The sequence below is a fragment of the Autumnicola aciditolerans genome, from assembly GCF_041679265.1.
Taxonomy (GTDB): domain Bacteria; phylum Bacteroidota; class Bacteroidia; order Flavobacteriales; family Flavobacteriaceae; genus Autumnicola.
Map to the genome: position 1 here is coordinate 82,806 of NZ_JBGFSM010000016.1, position 16,775 is coordinate 99,580.

At 41.3% G+C, this 16,775-nt stretch carries 9 protein-coding genes; 6 read left to right on the forward strand and 3 right to left on the reverse strand.

From position 1 onward, the window contains the following. Nucleotides 1–11: 11 nt before the first annotated feature. From AB8M93_RS15940 to AB8M93_RS15950, 3 genes are all read right to left on the reverse strand, one after another. The gene (locus AB8M93_RS15940; RefSeq protein ID WP_373059496.1) at nt 12–8,555 is read right to left on the reverse strand and encodes an FG-GAP-like repeat-containing protein; all 8,544 of its coding nucleotides are present in this window, start codon (nt 8,553–8,555) and stop codon (nt 12–14) included. Between the two features lie 648 nt (nt 8,556–9,203). Further along, nucleotides 9,204–9,761, reverse strand: coding sequence for a hypothetical protein (locus tag AB8M93_RS15945; protein ID WP_373059498.1), 558 nt, complete (start codon nt 9,759–9,761; stop codon nt 9,204–9,206). Between the two features lie 222 nt (nt 9,762–9,983). Beyond that, complete coding sequence (locus tag AB8M93_RS15950; protein WP_373059500.1) at nt 9,984–11,144, reverse strand: helix-turn-helix transcriptional regulator; 1,161 nt, start codon at nt 11,142–11,144, stop codon at nt 9,984–9,986. A 997-nt stretch (nt 11,145–12,141) separates the two neighbouring features. On the opposite strand from AB8M93_RS15950, the gene AB8M93_RS15955 reads away from it, so the two are divergent. The 6 genes from AB8M93_RS15955 to AB8M93_RS15980 are packed head-to-tail and all read left to right on the forward strand — an operon-like array spanning nt 12,142 to nt 16,757. Continuing rightward, on the forward strand, nt 12,142–12,432 hold the full coding sequence (locus tag AB8M93_RS15955) for a hypothetical protein (protein ID WP_311533874.1): 291 nt from the start codon (nt 12,142–12,144) through the stop codon (nt 12,430–12,432). Continuing rightward, nucleotides 12,432–12,725, forward strand: coding sequence for a hypothetical protein (locus AB8M93_RS15960; RefSeq protein WP_373059502.1), 294 nt, complete (start codon nt 12,432–12,434; stop codon nt 12,723–12,725). The genes AB8M93_RS15955 and AB8M93_RS15960 overlap by 1 nt, the downstream gene beginning before the upstream one ends. After that, nucleotides 12,703–15,108: a TraG family conjugative transposon ATPase gene (locus AB8M93_RS15965; protein ID WP_373059504.1), complete on the forward strand. Its 2,406-nt coding sequence runs from the start codon at nt 12,703–12,705 to the stop codon at nt 15,106–15,108. Before AB8M93_RS15960 ends, AB8M93_RS15965 begins: the two co-directional genes overlap by 23 nt. 4 nt (nt 15,109–15,112) lie before the next feature. Beyond that, nucleotides 15,113–15,694, forward strand: a complete 582-nt coding sequence (locus tag AB8M93_RS15970; protein WP_373059512.1) for a conjugal transfer protein — start codon at nt 15,113–15,115, stop codon at nt 15,692–15,694. A 17-nt stretch (nt 15,695–15,711) separates the two neighbouring features. Then, nucleotides 15,712–16,536 (forward strand): hypothetical protein, encoded by an 825-nt coding sequence (locus AB8M93_RS15975; RefSeq protein WP_373059506.1) that lies wholly within the window; start codon nt 15,712–15,714, stop codon nt 16,534–16,536. Between the two features lie 17 nt (nt 16,537–16,553). Further along, nucleotides 16,554–16,757, forward strand: a complete 204-nt coding sequence (locus tag AB8M93_RS15980) for a hypothetical protein (RefSeq protein ID WP_373059508.1) — start codon at nt 16,554–16,556, stop codon at nt 16,755–16,757. Nucleotides 16,758–16,775 lie beyond the last annotated feature (18 nt).

Sequence of the window (16,775 nt, forward strand, 5' to 3'; positions counted from 1 at the left end):
CAATCGTTCCATTAGCGAACAATAAATTTTAGGGATTTATTGCGTTTGCTTGTTTTTATGCTAAGGATATAAACGCCTACCTGAATATTATATGGCAATTCGATGGTGGTTGTTTTCCTGTTGGAACTCATCCTTTTTAGAAGTGCTCCATTCAGGTTATGTATGGAAAGCTGCATGGTAGCCAGTTCTTCTTTTGGGAAATCGGCAAACAACTCTAAAGATTCTCCGGCATTTACCGGGTTTGGAGACAGCATCACGTTGAAGGAACTTCTAAGTTGAACCGTGGTATCACAGGTTCTTAATATTTCTCCGTCTTCTGTAGTCATTTCCACATAGTAACTGCTCTCGGTATCTAATTGATCACTTAAATTATCACCTTCAGAGAAATACTGCCCGGTTCCGATAAGGGCTCCGTTTTTGTACCATCTAAAGCTTTCAAACTTATACCCCCCGTTGGTTGCGGGATTGTTGTTTACCAGCAATACATTATTGAACTTCTGCACCACGATATCCTCAAAATTAAAGGTTTTTTCAACTTTGATATGGTAGGTCCTGCTGGCATTTCCATCTCCTGAAGTCACCATTATGGTTTCATCGTAAATCCCGGGAACAGGTGTTTCGATCGTAAACATTGCTGCATGATCTGCGGAAGAACCCCTGTTTGGTTCCAGCTGGATCTGCACCTGGTCTTCACCACTGCCACAGCCAATCAGGTAATAGATTTCTGCGGAAGGATTGGAGTAGGAGGTACCGTTGATCACCACCTTGTCCAGCCTTGCAGTACTGTTTAGGATGTTCAGTGTCCTGATAACAGGAGTTGCAGCTTCATAATTCTGATTTCCTTCCTGCATGGCGGTAATACTTATTTGACCTGCCGCAAGAAGTCTTACAAATCCACGCTCGCTTACCGTAGCTGCAGGTTCGTCATCCTCAGAAGTGTAAGAATAGGTCACCGGCAATCCGGAAGAGGAAGTGGCTTGCAGCACAAAGTTATCATCAATAACATTTCTATCCGAAAGCTCCTCAAAAGTGATACTCTGCGGAGCTTTGTTGATAATCAGCTCTGCAGTAAGCACTTTATCGGAATAATTCTCCAGGCTGACGATAGCGGTAACCGTATAAGTTCCCGCATTTGTTTTCCCATTGTTGCTGTAGCTTACGGTTGCACCTTCAGGCAGGCCGGTTACAATAAGGCTGTGTGGCTGGCCATCGTAAGTAAAAGTAGCACCCTCAAAACTTAGCCCTTCAATTTCTATCGGCTCGATTACCAGGGAAACTTCTTTTGAAGCGGACAGGTAGTTCTCTGTTTCTTCGGAAGAAATTTTGACCTCATATATTCCTGCGTTGGTAAACCCTTGTGCAGGAGCATAGGTCAATGCAGATTCCTCATGGTTCAGTTTAGCTGAAACATTTTTAATCGTTCCATCGTAGGTAAAGGTCTGAACAGCTTCGGCAGTGATCACCGCTTCGGCTTTGTTGATGGTAAGATCAGCAGTCAGTACTTTATCATTATAGTTTTCCTGGCTTACCGTTGCAGTCACTTTATAAGTACCTGCATTAATTTGCTCATTATCGGCATATTTTACGGTTGCTCCTTCTGGAAGATTTTCCACAAAAATGCTATGCGTTGTATTATCATAGACAAAACTGGCATCGGCAAAAGTCACTCCTTCAATTTCGGCATTTTCGATTTCCAGCGAAACATTTTTGGAAGCCGACAAATAGTTCTCTGTTTCTTCCGCGGAAATTGTTACAGGGTAAGTTCCTGCTGCGGTATAACCTTGCTGCGGACTATAGCTCAACACAGTTTCTGAATGATTCAGCTTAGCCGAAACATTTTTTACCGTACCGTCATAAGTGAAAGTCTGGGTAGCCTCCGCAGTGATTACGGCTTCGGCTTTTTTGATAATAAGATCTGCAGTCAGTACTTTATCATTAAAATTCTCCTGACTTACCGTGGCGGTTACTTTATAAGTTCCTGCATTGATTTTGCCATTATTGTCATACGTTACAGAAGCACCTTCAGGAAGACCAGTTACATAAATACCGTGCGCTGTCCCGTCATAGACTAAGCTTTCATCTGCAAAAGTTACTCCTTCAATATCGGCATTTTCGATCACAAGGCTGACTTCTTTGGAAGCAGACAGATAATTTGCTGTTTCTTCAGCAGAAATTGCAATTGGATAAGTTCCTGCTTCAGTATAGCCTTGTGCAGGAGAATAGATCAAGGCCGTCTCTGAATGATTCAGCTTTGCTGAAACATTTTTAACCGTACCGTCATAAGTGAAAGTATGTGTGGCATCTGCAGTGATTACGGCTTCAGCTTTTTTGATAGTAAGATTTGCATTAAGCTCCAGGTCATTATAATTCTCCTGGCTTACCGTTGCAGTCACTTTATAAGTTCCCGCATTGATTTGCCCGTTATTATCATATGTTACAGAAGCTCCTTCAGGAAGGTTCTTTACAAAAATGCTGTGGGTGGTGCCGTCATAGATGAAAGTGTCATCTTCAAAAACAACTCCTTCAATTTCGGCATTTTCAATCACCAGGCTGACTTCTTTAGAAGTAGCCAGATAATTTGCTGTTTCTTCAGCAGAAACTACAATTGGATAAGTTCCTGCTGCGGTATGACCTTGCTGCGGACTATAGCTTAAGTCGGTTTCTATATGATTTAGCTCGGCTGAAACATTTTTAACCATTCCGTCATAAGTAAAGGTCTGAGTGGCATCGGCAGTGATTACCGCTTCGGCTTTGTTGATGATAAGATTTGCAGTCAGTATCTCATCATTATAATTCTCCTGGCTAACCGTTGCGGTCACTTTATAAGTTCCCGCATTAATCTGGTCGTTGTTTTCATACTTTACGGCAGCACCTTCAGGAAGGTTTTTCACAAAAATAGTGTGAGTTGTCCCGTCATAAACAAAACTGTCATCGATAAAAGTTACTCCTTCAATTTCGGCATTTTTGATTTCCAGCGAAACATTTTTGGAAGCCGACAAATAGTTATCGGTTTCTTCCGCGGAAATTGTTACAGGATATGTACCGGCTGCAGTATATCCTTGCTGCGGACTGAAAGTCAGCTGCGCCTCCTCATGATTTAGTATAGCCGAAACATTTTGAACCGTTCCATCATAGGTGAAAGTCTGGGTAGCATCTGCAGTAATTATCGCTTCGGCTTTTTTGATGACAAGATCTGCATTAAGCTCTAGGTTATTATAGTTTTCCTGGCTTACCGTTGCACTAACTTTATAATTACCGGCGTTAATTTGCCCATTATCGGCATATTTTACTGTAGCACCTTCAGGAAGATTTTCCACAAAAATGCTGTGCGTTGTCCCGTCATAGGTGAAAGTGTCATCTTCAAAAACAACTCCTTCAATTTCGGCATTTTCGATTTCTAAAGAGACATTTTTGGAAGCTGATAAATAGTTATCGGTTTCTTCCGCAGAAATTACAATTGGATAAGTTCCTGCTTCAGTATAGCCTTGTGCAGGAGAATATGTCAATGCAGTTTCCTCATGATTTAGTTTAGCTGAAACATTTTTAACCGTACCATCATAGGTGAAGGTCTGCGTTGCATCGGCAGTAATTACCGCTTCAGCTTTGTTGATCACAAGATTTGCAGTCAGCACTTTATCATTATAGTTTTCCTGGCTGATCGTTGCAGTTACTTTATAAGTTCCCGCATTAATCTGGTCCTTGTTTTCATACTTTACAGCAGCACCTTCAGGAAGTCCTGTTACGTCTAAACTATGAACTTCACCATTATAAGTAAAAGTTTCATTTTCAAAAGCCACTCCTGTAATTTCTGCATTTTCAATTTTCAGGGAAACTTCTTTTGAAGCCGATAAATAATTATCGGTTTCTTCCGCAGAAATAGTTACATCATGTGTTCCTACATTGGTAAATCCTTGTGCCGGAGTGTAAACCAGTTTAGTTTCCTCATGGTTTAGTTCGGCTGAAACATTTTTAACCGTACCATCATAGGTGAAGGTCTGCGTTGCATCGGCAGTAATTACCGCTTCAGCTTTTTTGATGACAAGGTTAGCAGTCAGAACTTTATCATTATAGTTTTCCTGGCTTACCGTTGCACTAACTTTATAATTACCGGCGTTATTTTGCCCATTATCGGCATATTTTACGGTAGCTCCTTCCGGAAGGTTTTCCACAAAAATGCTGTGCGTTGTCCCGTCATAGGTGAAAGTGCCATCTTCAAAAACAACTCCTTCAATTTCGGCATTTTTGATTTCTAAAGAGACATTTTTGGAAGCCGACAAGTAATTATCGGTTTCTTCTGCGGAAATTGTTACCGGGTAAGTTCCTGCTGCGGTATATCCCTGTTGCGGACTGTAGCTTAAATCACTTTCTGAATGATTCAGCTTAGCCGAAACATTTTTTACCGTACCGTCATAAGTAAAGGTCTGAACAGCTTCGGCAGTGATTACGGCTTCGGCTTTTTTTATAATAAGATCTGCAGTCAGTACTTTATCATTAAAATTCTCCTGACTTACCGTGGCGGTTACTTTATAAGTTCCTGCGTTAACTTGACCATTGTTGTCATACTTTACAGCAGCACCTTCAGGAAGGTTTTTCACAAAAATGCTATGCGTTGTCCCGTCATAGATGAAACTGTCGTCTGCAAAAGTTAATCCTTCAATTTCGGCATTTTTGATTTCCAAAGAGACATTTTTGGAAGCCGACAAGTAATTATCGGTTTCTTCTGCGGAAATTGTTACCGGATAAGTTCCTGCTGCGGTGTATCCCTGTTGCGGACGGTAGCTTAAATCACTTTCTGAATGGTTCAGCTTAGCTGAAACATTTTTAATCATTCCATCATAAGTAAAGGTCTGCACGGCTTCGGCAGTGATCACCGCTTCAGCTTTGTTGATGAGAAGATTAGCAGTCAATACTTTATCATTGTAGTTTTCCTGACTTACCGTGGCAGTCACTTTATAAGTACCTGCATTGGTCTTGTCATTGTTCTCATACTTCACTTTAGCACCTTCAGGAAGGTTTTTCACAAAAATGCTGTGCGTTGTCCCGTCGTAGACAAAACTGTCATCTGCAAAAACAACTCCTTCAATTTCGGCTTTTTCGATCACCAGGTCAACATCTTTGGAAGCTGACAGGTAATTGTCGGTTTCTTCAGCATTAATGGTGATTGGATAAGTTCCTGCTGGGATATAACCTTGCTTCAGACTATAGGTCAACGCAGTTTCTGAATGGTTCAATTTCGCTGAAACATTTTTAACCGTTCCGTCATAAGTAAAGTTCTGCACAGCATCGGCTGTGATTATTGCTTCGGCTTTGTTGATAGTGAAATCTGCACTTTTATAAGTGAGTTTATAGTTGCTGCTTAAGGAAAGGATGCCTTGCTCAATAACATAAGTACCTGCATCTTCACCTGCAACTCGAGTGAGACCTCCAGTCAATTTATCTGTTCCGATTAAAGCGCCGGATGTGATTTGGTAGGTGAGATTAGGATCCTCCTCTCCATATTTTTTTGACTTTGCATCTGCCGTAACGGTAATTGCTACTTCACTCACAGTCAAAACTTGTGTTACAGGGGTAGCCTCAAAATGGGTCTCATCTCCTTCCTGTGTGGCTGTGATTTGTGTAACTCCCGCTTTAAGAATAGTAGCCTGATTACCAGAGATGGAGACTACAGTCGGATCTTTAGCTGTGTAGGTCACCGTTAGGCCCTGATCGCTTTTTTCATCTCCAAGGATAAATTTATCATCTCCATAGGTCTTTGAAGAAATTTCTGGGAAATTGATGGTTTGATCTAACTTAGTTGTAGTGAAAGTCCATACATCGCTGCTCGCATCTATTGCTTCAGTACTGTTTTCATGCTCATCCTTAACAAAACCACTACTAATTCCCACTGAAAGGGTTGCATTTGCAGGAAGGTCTTCCTCAATTTTTAGGGATAAGGTCAATTGATCTTCAGAAATGGTAAATTTTTCCCGGTCTTCCTGAACCGAAAGATCATAGGTTCGCACCACTCCATCAGTATCTTCCAATGTTAGGATACCACTTGAATTAAGCGCTACCGCTTCATCAAAAGTGACAGATAAAGTGAGTTGAAGAGGCACACCCGTAGCTTGATGCACTGGAGAAAAAGTCTTTACAACCGGTGCGGTTTCATCTACAACAGGGGGTGTGGAGGTAATAGTTGTATTCCTGTACAACATAGAAACGGGACTCTTGCCATCATAACCGGTTAGGAGTACATCTTTATCGTTGTCTCCATCTATATCGGCAAAAGCGATGGAGCTCCTTTGTACATTTGTGAATGGCAGGCCTCCAACTTCCGAAAAATTACCGGCACTGTCATTCATATAAAGTTTGGAAACGGGTTTGTATTCATTATCCGTACCTGTAATAACTACATCGGGGGCACCATCTTTATCTACATCAGCAAAAGCAATGGACCCTTCTTGCACAGCTGGGAAAGAATTATTTGTTACTTCTGTAAAATTACCAGAGCCATCATTCTTATAAAGTTTTGTTATAATAGAACTTCCCCTGCCTGTGATTAACAGATCCTGATCATCATCTCCATCTATATCGGCAAAAGCGACAGAACTATACTGCACTCCCACTAAAGGAGTTTCCGTAACCTCTGAATAATTACCAGATCCGTCATTCTTATAAAGTTTGGCGATAATATTGGAATACTGGCTACCCCTACCAGTTATTAACACATCCTGGTCTGCATCTCCGTCTACATCGGCAAAAGCAATTGAACCACTTTGCACTCCCATAAAAGGAGTTCCTGTAACTTCTGAAAAATTTCCGGAACCATCGTTCTTATAAAGTTTGGCACTGACATCCAAGGAAGAGTTACCCCACTTACCTGTGATCATGACATCCTGATTACCATCTCCATCTATATCGGCAAAAGCGATGGAGCCATTTTCCACTCCTGTGAAAGGCGTTCCCGTCACTTCAGAGTAATTTCCGGAGCCGTCATTTTTATAAAGTTTTGCAATGCGATTATAGGAATTATCCCGACCAATAATCAATACATCCTGGTCTCCATCTTTATCTACATCGGTAAAAGCTATAGAACCGTTTTCCACTGCTGTGAAAGGGGTATCTGTGACTTCGGAATAATTGCCGGAACTGTCATTTTTATAAAGTTTGGTAAAACGATTATATGAGTTATCCCTGCCTGTGATCAACACATCCTGGTCATTATCGCCATCTATATCGGCAAAAGCTATAGAACCGCTTTCCACTCCTGTGAAGAACGTTCCTGTGGGCTCTAAAAAGTTACCGGCACCAATATTAACATAGAGCTTAGCAATAGGATTGTGGGAGCTACCCGCGCCGGTAATTAATACATCCTGATCATTATCCCCATCTATATCAGCAAAAGCTATAGAGCTATATTCCACTCCTGCGAAGGAACTATTAATATCTTCCGTATAATTACCAGAGCCATCATTTTTGTAAAGTTTGGCGATAAAATTGTAATTATTATCCCTACCTGTAATTAAAAGATCCTGGTCACTATCTCCATCAATATCAGCAAAAGCCACAGAGCCGTTTTGCACTCCTTCAAAAAAAGTTCCTGTGGATTCTGAATAATGACCGGCACCGTCATTTTTATAAAATTTGGCGATAGAATTGTAATTATTATCCCTGCCTGCAATTAATACATCTTGATCATTATCTCCATCTATATCGGCAAAAGCAATGGAACTAAATCCCACGCCCGTGAAAGAAGTATTATTATCTTCTACAAAATTCCCGAAACCATCGTTGAGATAGAGCTCAGAGGCGGGAATTCCTTGCCCCTCACTACCGGCTATTCCGGTAATAAGCACATCCTGGTCACCATCTTTATCTACATCGGCAAAAGCTATGGAGCCGCGCTGCACTCCTTCAAAGAAATTAGTGTTATCTTTCGTATAGTTGCCATGACCATCATTAAGGTACAGATTAGAGCTGACAACACCTCCATCCCAGTCATTACCAGAGATTCCTGTTATCAGTACATCCTGGTCGCCATCTTTATCTATATCGGCAAAAGCTATGGAACTATTTTGAACAGCTTCAAAAGGAGTGTCTAAAAGTTCTGTAAAATTTCCTAAGCCATCGTTGAGATAGAGGTTGGCACTGGGCTCCATCATATCCGGCATACCCATCATACCACCAGAACCACCGGTAATCATTACATCCTGGTCACCATCACCATCCACATCGGCAAAAGCTACGGAGCCATTTTGCACTCCCTTAAAGGGTGTTCCTGTGACTTCGACATAGTCGCCGGAGCCATCGTTGAGATAGAGGATAGCACTAGCTCCATCACCCATCGGATCTAAATTCATCTCCCCAGCACCACCTGCAATTAATACATCCTGGTCGCCATCGCCATCTACATCGGCAAAAGCTATAGAACTATTTTGTACTCCGTTAAAGTTGGGAAGAATTTGTGGGGCGGGAGGTGGCGGCAGAACCTGTTCAAAAGTCTGCGCAAACGCCATAGTACTCCCCAAACATAAAATAAAAAAAATAAAAATTTTCGGAATGTAATATTGCTTCATGTAGAAATAAATTTGTTGAACGTTAAGAATGATCTTGAATAATCCCGCTACTCTGTAGAGCGAATATTCTGTTAAATGAAATGTTATAATATTGCAAAAAAACGTTAAAAAGTATGAATAATGGGATGAAATGCCAATGTAGTGGTGCTCAAATTCGATTTGGATACATTCCTAATTGCCTGGTTTTTAGTAAAGAAGAGGAATTAGATCATACTGACATTAGAAATTGTGGGATCCGGTTGAGAGGGCTGATCTTTATTGCTTTACAACCTATTGACAGCTGTCCCTGGGCGGAAGCTTTAAAATAATCTATCTCATTCATTCATTTACTCCCTCACATCTCCTTTTTCCATTCTTTCTAAACATGAAAAGTGAACTAATAAATCTTAATAGAGGCCGGTATTTAAATTCATATCTTAGAAGTCAATAAAAGATTGGTTCAATACCGATGAAGATTATAAAGATACCTGGCCGGTCTTAAATGGAATGATGATTTTGGAGTGCCGTAAGTATTTTTGGGTGAACGATTGCAATATCAAAAGATGTTTTAATGAGTTATGTTTTAGTATTACTCGTACCCAAAGCAAGGCAGCAATTTTCGAAAATTTGATTTTGACAAATTTTGAAAAAGGAGAAAATTGCTGACCTCTAGATCTCAATATCAGCAATCAATGATTTCAAAATCTCAAGCTCCTTTCTTAATTGTACACCAGTCAGCATAGCCAATCCGAAAAAAACAATCCACGATAGATAAATGACATAGGTGTAGAATTCCCCCAATAGCTCCTGTTCGAAAATAGTAAGCAGCATGGTGAATCCGTAGATGTAGGCAGCCATCAATAACGGAGCCATAATGAAATACAAATATTTTATTGTCCTGTAGTAACTGATCAATTGTTGCTTGTATTGCGTCAAAGCTTCATCTATCGGAAAATTACTCTTTTTATTCATCAAAAACTCTATACATATCCTCATAACCAAAATGCCTGCCATAATGCCCAAACCTCTTAAAGCTTTATTACTTATATAGGTTGAGACATAAATGAAGAACAGCCCCTGTACTAGTATAACAGTCGCATAAGCTACCGGGCTAATCCACCTATTATTATGAATAACACCGGACCTGCTGAGGATTTTCTGATGGGAGATTTCTGATTGAGCAGGAATTCTTATCCGTTGCTCTTTTTTCTCGTCACCACTATTCATCCTTACTGGCACATTTTTTATAGTTTAACTTTGATCTTTTGACTCCACAACTGTGCATGTTATTTTATGGAAAATTCTGCACGAACTACAAAAAAACGTCATAAAGACTAAAAAACGAGATCGTATATAGGTTTCCTGGTATCCGTATTAAATCTGGAGACTCATCTAATGCCGAAAATAATTACGGGCAATGTAAATATTACACTATGGTAAAAACAGTGCTTATCTCATGTCAATGGCATATTGACTAGGGCTGACTTCTGTTGCATTTTTAAAAGCTTTACTGAAAGAGGTTCTGCTGGCGAAGCCGCATTCTCCAGCCAAAGCTTCAATAGTGTTATTTTGCAGGTAGCCATCTTCAATCAACCTTTTAGCATAGCCCATGCGTAAGTCGTTCTTATAGGAAGAAAAACTCAACCCGTAATAACTTTTAAGAAAATAAGAAATATGATGAGAAGGCATATCCAGTTCCCTTGCACATTCCGTAAGATTAAAACTTTGATTGAGATATGATTTACTTTCTTTTAAGCTTTCTAATTTTGAAATAACCTCTTGCTCGTCAAGACCAAATTTAAGCTCCTCAGGTTGTTCTTCTTTAATGATGTTTGATGAAGGTTTTATCTTTTGTGGGTATCCGTACAAAATACTGGGAAAGTAAATCGGGATAATTCCAATAAGAAAAAGTGCTATATATAGAAAGAAAGTTATAATTCCGCCATCCTTTCCAATTATTATTAAGGAGTGAAACAAGTTCTCATCGAACATTTTTTCTAAAGCATAAAGAATAGCTAAAACTGCCATTAATGTCAATATTGACCAAAAGGTGATTAGCCATTTATTAAGAATAGATTTTAGTTCATCATTATTTCCTTTTTTAATAAACTTCTTAATTGGTGGTATTAATACCACCAAGACCCCTAATTGCCAAACGTGTCGCATAAGCAGGTGTTGATCTAGGCTTAAAAGCCAGTATTCGGCTTCCAACCTGTGTTCAGGTGAAGCGATAGCCTGGAAAATAATATTATTATAAAAATTTACCGGTTGAAGATAAACGTAAACAACATCTATTAAACCTAAAAGGAACGGAATGAGCAAAATCAATTCAGCTTTATCCCATTTGAACTGATCGGTCAAAATGACTTTAAAATAATAATATATCGGGATAAAAATAAGATGATACGGTAGTAATGGCCAAAGGAAAAACCAGGTAAAATGTTCTAAATATCCACCATCTATGATAAAAGCTTGCAAAGCATAAACCGATAACAGAAAATAAAAACTGCCTAAAATGCGAGTTGCTATTGTATTAGTGGATTTTTTAAAAAATAATGTGGTCGATAAAACGAAGCCAAAGATGGCGGCTATCAATAAAATGTTGATCAAACTGTTACAAATTTAACATACTCTGTAGTTGCTATATATGATGACCAAATAATTTTGCCCCCCATACCGGCAATATTATATCCACCTAAATAAATTGAACTGGAAATTCTATTGAGATTCTCTTTTTCAATTCATTCTGCCACCAATTTTTTGTAAAGTATGGGTCAACAAAGAAAAAGATTGAATATTCTTTCTGCAAGCTTACTACCCATTTTTTTTATCTATAATTTTTGAAATTATGTATTTTATATTCAATATGGACCTAAATTCATTGCATTTTTTTGCATCTGTAAACCGGTTGAGCAAAACATAGTTTCTGAAACTTCCCCAGGCTCCTGAATTTCATAATAACAGTTCAAAATCCACCTTATAGCCATTCTATTTAGATATTTTCCGCCGATGCTACTCGATTTTTCTATTGGAGGGAAATCTTATAAAACAGGAGAATCATTAGAATTTTTTCGTGATATCTACTTCCTCACCTGTATTATTCTACTACTTCCATGTGCAAGTATTTGAATGAAATGAAAAGAGCAGAAGAAAGAATTAAAAAAAATGATACCTGGGATTATTGTTGTTCAGCAAAATCCCGATCTGCCATCTTGCGATTTCAGACTCCACATAAAATCTATTAAGCTATGTCATAGTATCTTGAATACAATCTTCTAATATTTCTTCCTATTCCGATAACTCTCAGTTCCATCCTTTACTGTCGAATACCTTTAAAAATTTGATTGCTCATGTTTGAAAATTCAAGAAATTCTTACTGTGTATTTTATATAATTTGACTTTTTAAGCGCTTCCGCTGAAAACTGCTTTTATATTTATCAACAGCATTCTGATTTGGTTGCATAGCATTTACAGGATTTTGAATTGCGTTCAATGCAAATGATACCAGGTAAAATATTATTCACAACTTTTTGATTTACAGCTAAATAACTGTCTTTTTTTCTAATTTGGGATCAGATAATCAGCAGTTTAACTTAAATCTAAAGTGATGAAAAGAATCAACTATTTCAGTTTGGCAGGTGCCTTCCTAATGACTGCACCTGCATTTGCCCAAATCGGTGGTATAGAAACTTCCGTCGAGGAGATCTCCGATACCATCCGCGCCATCTTCCCTGTTCTACTGGGAGTAATTTTCCTGGTAGGCTTCCTGTTTAATGCCGGGCATTTTTTCGGGGAGAATACCGACCTCAAAAAAGGAATCAGCCGGGTCCTGGTATTTGTCCTGATTACCGGTGCCGTGGTGGGTATTTTTTCCTACCTCGTAACCATGGCAGTCTGATGAAACGTTATACCGCCTACAGGGATATCAGGAAAGAAGCGCTCATCATGGGACTGCCCTTATTGCTTTTTGCCGTGCAGATTGCCGTTGTGGTGCTTTCCCTTTTGATCGCCATTTTTGCTTTCGATTTCCTGGTGATCCTTGGCCTGATTTCAATGAACGCCGGGCTTTACTTTAGCCTGCTTCATTATACCCGTTTAACCCGCAAAGTGATTTTTATAAGGGTTTATCCCAGGCTAATCAGTAATAAACCTGTTAATCCATTTGCCGATGAAAATGATGAACCTGTATAAGCAGCCGCCGCTGGCCGCTGTTTCAGATAACCTGGTTTTTGCCTCGAATGGAAATATAATCCTGGCCTACGCCGTGGAATTGCCTGAAGTGTATTCCCTCTCGGAAAAAGATTTTGAATCGCTACACAGCACCTGGTTCCAGGCCCTTAAAAGCCTTCCTTCCCGTTGCATAGTACATAAACAGGATGTCTACCGGAAGCAGGGTTACAAGGCAGGCCAATTGCCGGGAAATTTTTTCCTGGAAAAAGCCACCCGCAGGCATTTTGAAGACCGGGAATTCCTGGAGCACCGGTGCTACCTTTTCTTTTGCTGGCCCGGGAACAAAAGTTTTAATCATGCAAAATTCGTAAACCCTTTTAAGGCGGTAAGTAAAAACCTGGTTACGAGCGGGGATGAAGCGCTGGAGCGTTTCCGGACGGCTGTAGAAGATGTGGTGCATTTTCTTAATCAGGGTCAGAAGCTCAGGCTTATTCCTTTAAAAGAGGAGGAGGTGATATCCTGTTCCCATGATTACTTTAACGGGTTTAATGAAGGTGTGGATACCGATATCCTGCTGGGGGATCAGCATATCCAAATAGGAGATTACTACCTGGATCTCATGGCCGTGCAGCATGAGACAGCCTTTGGAGACCAGTTGCAAACCAGCCGCCCGGCAGGTAGGTTTACTTCAGATGGGTTTAATTTTTACCAGGGGTTTATCGATGGGTTCGGGCTGGAACTTTATGAAAACCATATCGTCAACCAGTTGCTTATCCTGGACGATACGAATCTTTGGCGCAGGCAGCTGGAGAAAAGAATGGAAGCCCTGAAGAAAAGCGCCAGCTTCGGGTCTCAGAACCTGGTGGTGCTGGAGAAGATCAATTCTGTCTTGCATAGCATCAGTCATGATGAACAGGCCCGGATCATCCGCGGGCAGCTCAGCATTCTTTACTGGCACCGGGATCCCCATAAGTTAAAAGACATTGCCGCCGGAATCAAAGCCACCTGTAAACAGCTGGACATCCGGCCATACGCCCCGGTAGCGGAAGCACGAAAACATTATTTTCTGAATAGCTTTTTTGGATTTACCTCTAATTTTTCCAATGATGACCTGTATGTAACGGATCTGAAACACGCTTTATGTCTCTGGCTGCATAGCGGGAACTACAGATCAGATAAGGAGGGGGTGATCTTTAATGATCGTCAGTATAACATCCCGGTAATAAAGGATGTATGGGACGAGAAAAAGAGAAGGATAAAGGCTCGTAATTTTGCCATCTTCGCGCCTACCGGGGAAGGCAAATCTTTCCTGGCCAATAACATCCTGCGCCAGTATTTTGAACAGGGGGTTCGCCTGGTGATTATTGACCTGGGTGGCTCTTACGCGAAATTCGCCAAACTCTACCCGGAAGAGCACCTGGTATTGCGCTACCAGCCGGGGAAATCCCTGGGAATTAACCCTTTTTACCTGCCGGAGCCATGTTGTCCTACCCCGGAACACCTGGAAGAGCTGGCGGTATTTATACTGGAGTTGTTATCTTCCGGGACCTCCGGTGCCAGGGAAGAGACCGTGGCCCTGAAAAAACTCCTACAGGCTTATTACGATTCGATAGCTGCCCCGCATCACCTTGAAGGTTTTTACCGCTTTATAGATTGCGAACAGGAAGATCTTCTGCAACGCCTTGGAATCCATACCGGCTATTTTGAGCTTTCCCGTTTTCTGCATATCATTTCGGAGTACGTGGGCAACGGCCTGTACAGCTATTTGTTCCGGGAGCAGCAGGGACAGTCATACCGCCTGGAGGAAAAGCGCCTGATCATTTTTGAACTTGATGAAATACGGGATAATAAAGAGATTCTTTCGATTATGCTGAAACTCATCAAAACAGCAATTCAAAGATCTATCTGGAGCAACCGCAGCGAAAGAGGCATCATCCTCTTTGATGAGTTTGCCAAGCAGTTAAAGTTCGCTAATGTGCTGGAGAGCGTGGAATTTTATTACCAGGCTATCCGTAAACAGAACGGGGCTATAGGGATCATCCTGCAGTCGATCAACCAGTTGCCGGTGGGAAGCACCGCGGCCAGTATTCTTGAGAATACCCAGGTGATCTACAGCCTGCGCAATGAAAAAGGCTATGAAGACCTGGTAGCCCGGCTAAAACTTTCTTCCCATGACCTGAACCAGTTAAAGTCGATTACCAATAACCTTACCGGTCCCCGGAAGTATACGGAAGTCTTTATAAAGATAGGCAAGGAGAGCAATATTTTCCGGTTGGAAGTACCGCCGGAGGCCTATGCCGCATACCTGACTGACGGCGCTGAAAACGAGGCTATAATGGCTTTGTACGCCAAGACCGGAAATATGGAACGTGCCATAAATGAGTATTTATCCGCTAAACCTTAATATGATGAAAAACAAAACTAAAATGCTTTGCCTTGCTTTGGCAATGGTTTTACTACTTCCTGCAGGCGCCGCCTGCCAGGGAATGCCGGTATATGATAATACCAATTTTATCAGCCTGGCCAAGCAACTGATCGAATCGGCAAAACAGACCGCGCAGCTGCTAAAGACCGTGGAATTCCTGAAGAAGCAAAAGGAAAATATAGAAAAAGTAAACGCGGTGGTACGCCAGCTAAAAGCAGTGCGGGAGCTTACCCGTGCCCACCAGCGGCTTTATGAAAGGGTGCAAAATGATGCAAGGGATATCCTGAATTCTCCTTATGTCCACCCGGAGGAAATCAGCCGGATCTCCGAATCCTTTGATGCCATAATCGAATTATCCCTTCGCGACCTGGAATTTATCGACCAGGTGCTCTCCAGTGATTTTTTGAAAATGACCGATGCGGACCGCACACAAATTATTAATGAAAAAGAAAAGAAATCCCGGGAGCTGCTGCTGCAGGTGGACCGCCAACTTAGACGCTACCGTGATATCATCGATTTTCGCCAGTTGCAGGAGCAATTAAACTCCCGCCGGGGCGGTATCTAACTTTTAAATAATTTGCAATGGAACTCGGGCTGGAATATGTAAATACGGTATTTGAGACGGTAAAGACCAATGTCTTTATGGAATATACCCTGATTGGAATGAAAAGTCTTGCCGTGGTGCTGTTCCTGGTCAACATCCTTAAAAAATACCAGGAAGGTATGGTCGACCAGGACGGGATTACATGGGGACTGCGCCCGGTGGACCTGGTACGCAATTTAAGCGTGGTACTGCTGGTACTCTGCGCCCCTGAAATCCTTGGCATGCTGGACCGGTTGCTGGTGAGTGTCGAATCCGGCTTTATGGAAACTGCCCCGGCTCTGATGCCCCTGCGCTTGCAGGAGCTTGAGATTGCCGAGGATCCCGGCGCTTTTGATGTGATGACCAAAGCCATGACCGCACTTTATGAAGCGCTTTTTACCCCCCTGTATTCCGTAAAAGTACTTTCCTTTATTGTCGGGGTATTCCTGTGGATCCTGGATTTGTTTATCTATCCTTTATTCCTGGCGGAACGTTTCTTTGTCCTGGGTATTATGCAGGTGTTTTTCCCGCTGATCATCAGCCTCTCGGTTTTTGAACGCTTCCGTAGCATGGCCTACTCTTTTTTTCGCTTATATATAGCGGTTTACATGCTGGTGCCGGCCTTTTTCCTGGTGAATGTGTTTATTAACGAACTCTATCGGGAGATCAATAGCGGGTTCTGGGAAAGCCTCCTGGGCAGTCCTTCCCAAAACCAGGTCATCATCAACCTTATAGAAGCGGGATCTATAGCTTTTATAGTGCTTCTAAAGTTTAAACTCTATAAACGGGCCACCTCGTTTACCCTGCGACTGTTTACTTCCTAACCATAAATCCTTGTCTTATGTCAAAGAAATTTTCTCCTTACCGTAATATCTTCCAGGTGCTAAAGCTCAACCGACTGGTGAGTATCAGCGTCAGTATCGGGGCATTTTGTGCCTGTATGTTTTCAGGCTACCTGGTGTACAAAATGCACCGGGATGCCGTGGAGTGTTTATTTCAACTGAAAAGTATACCACTATTTCATTTCAAAAGTATACCATTTTAAATTAATTAACAACGGTAT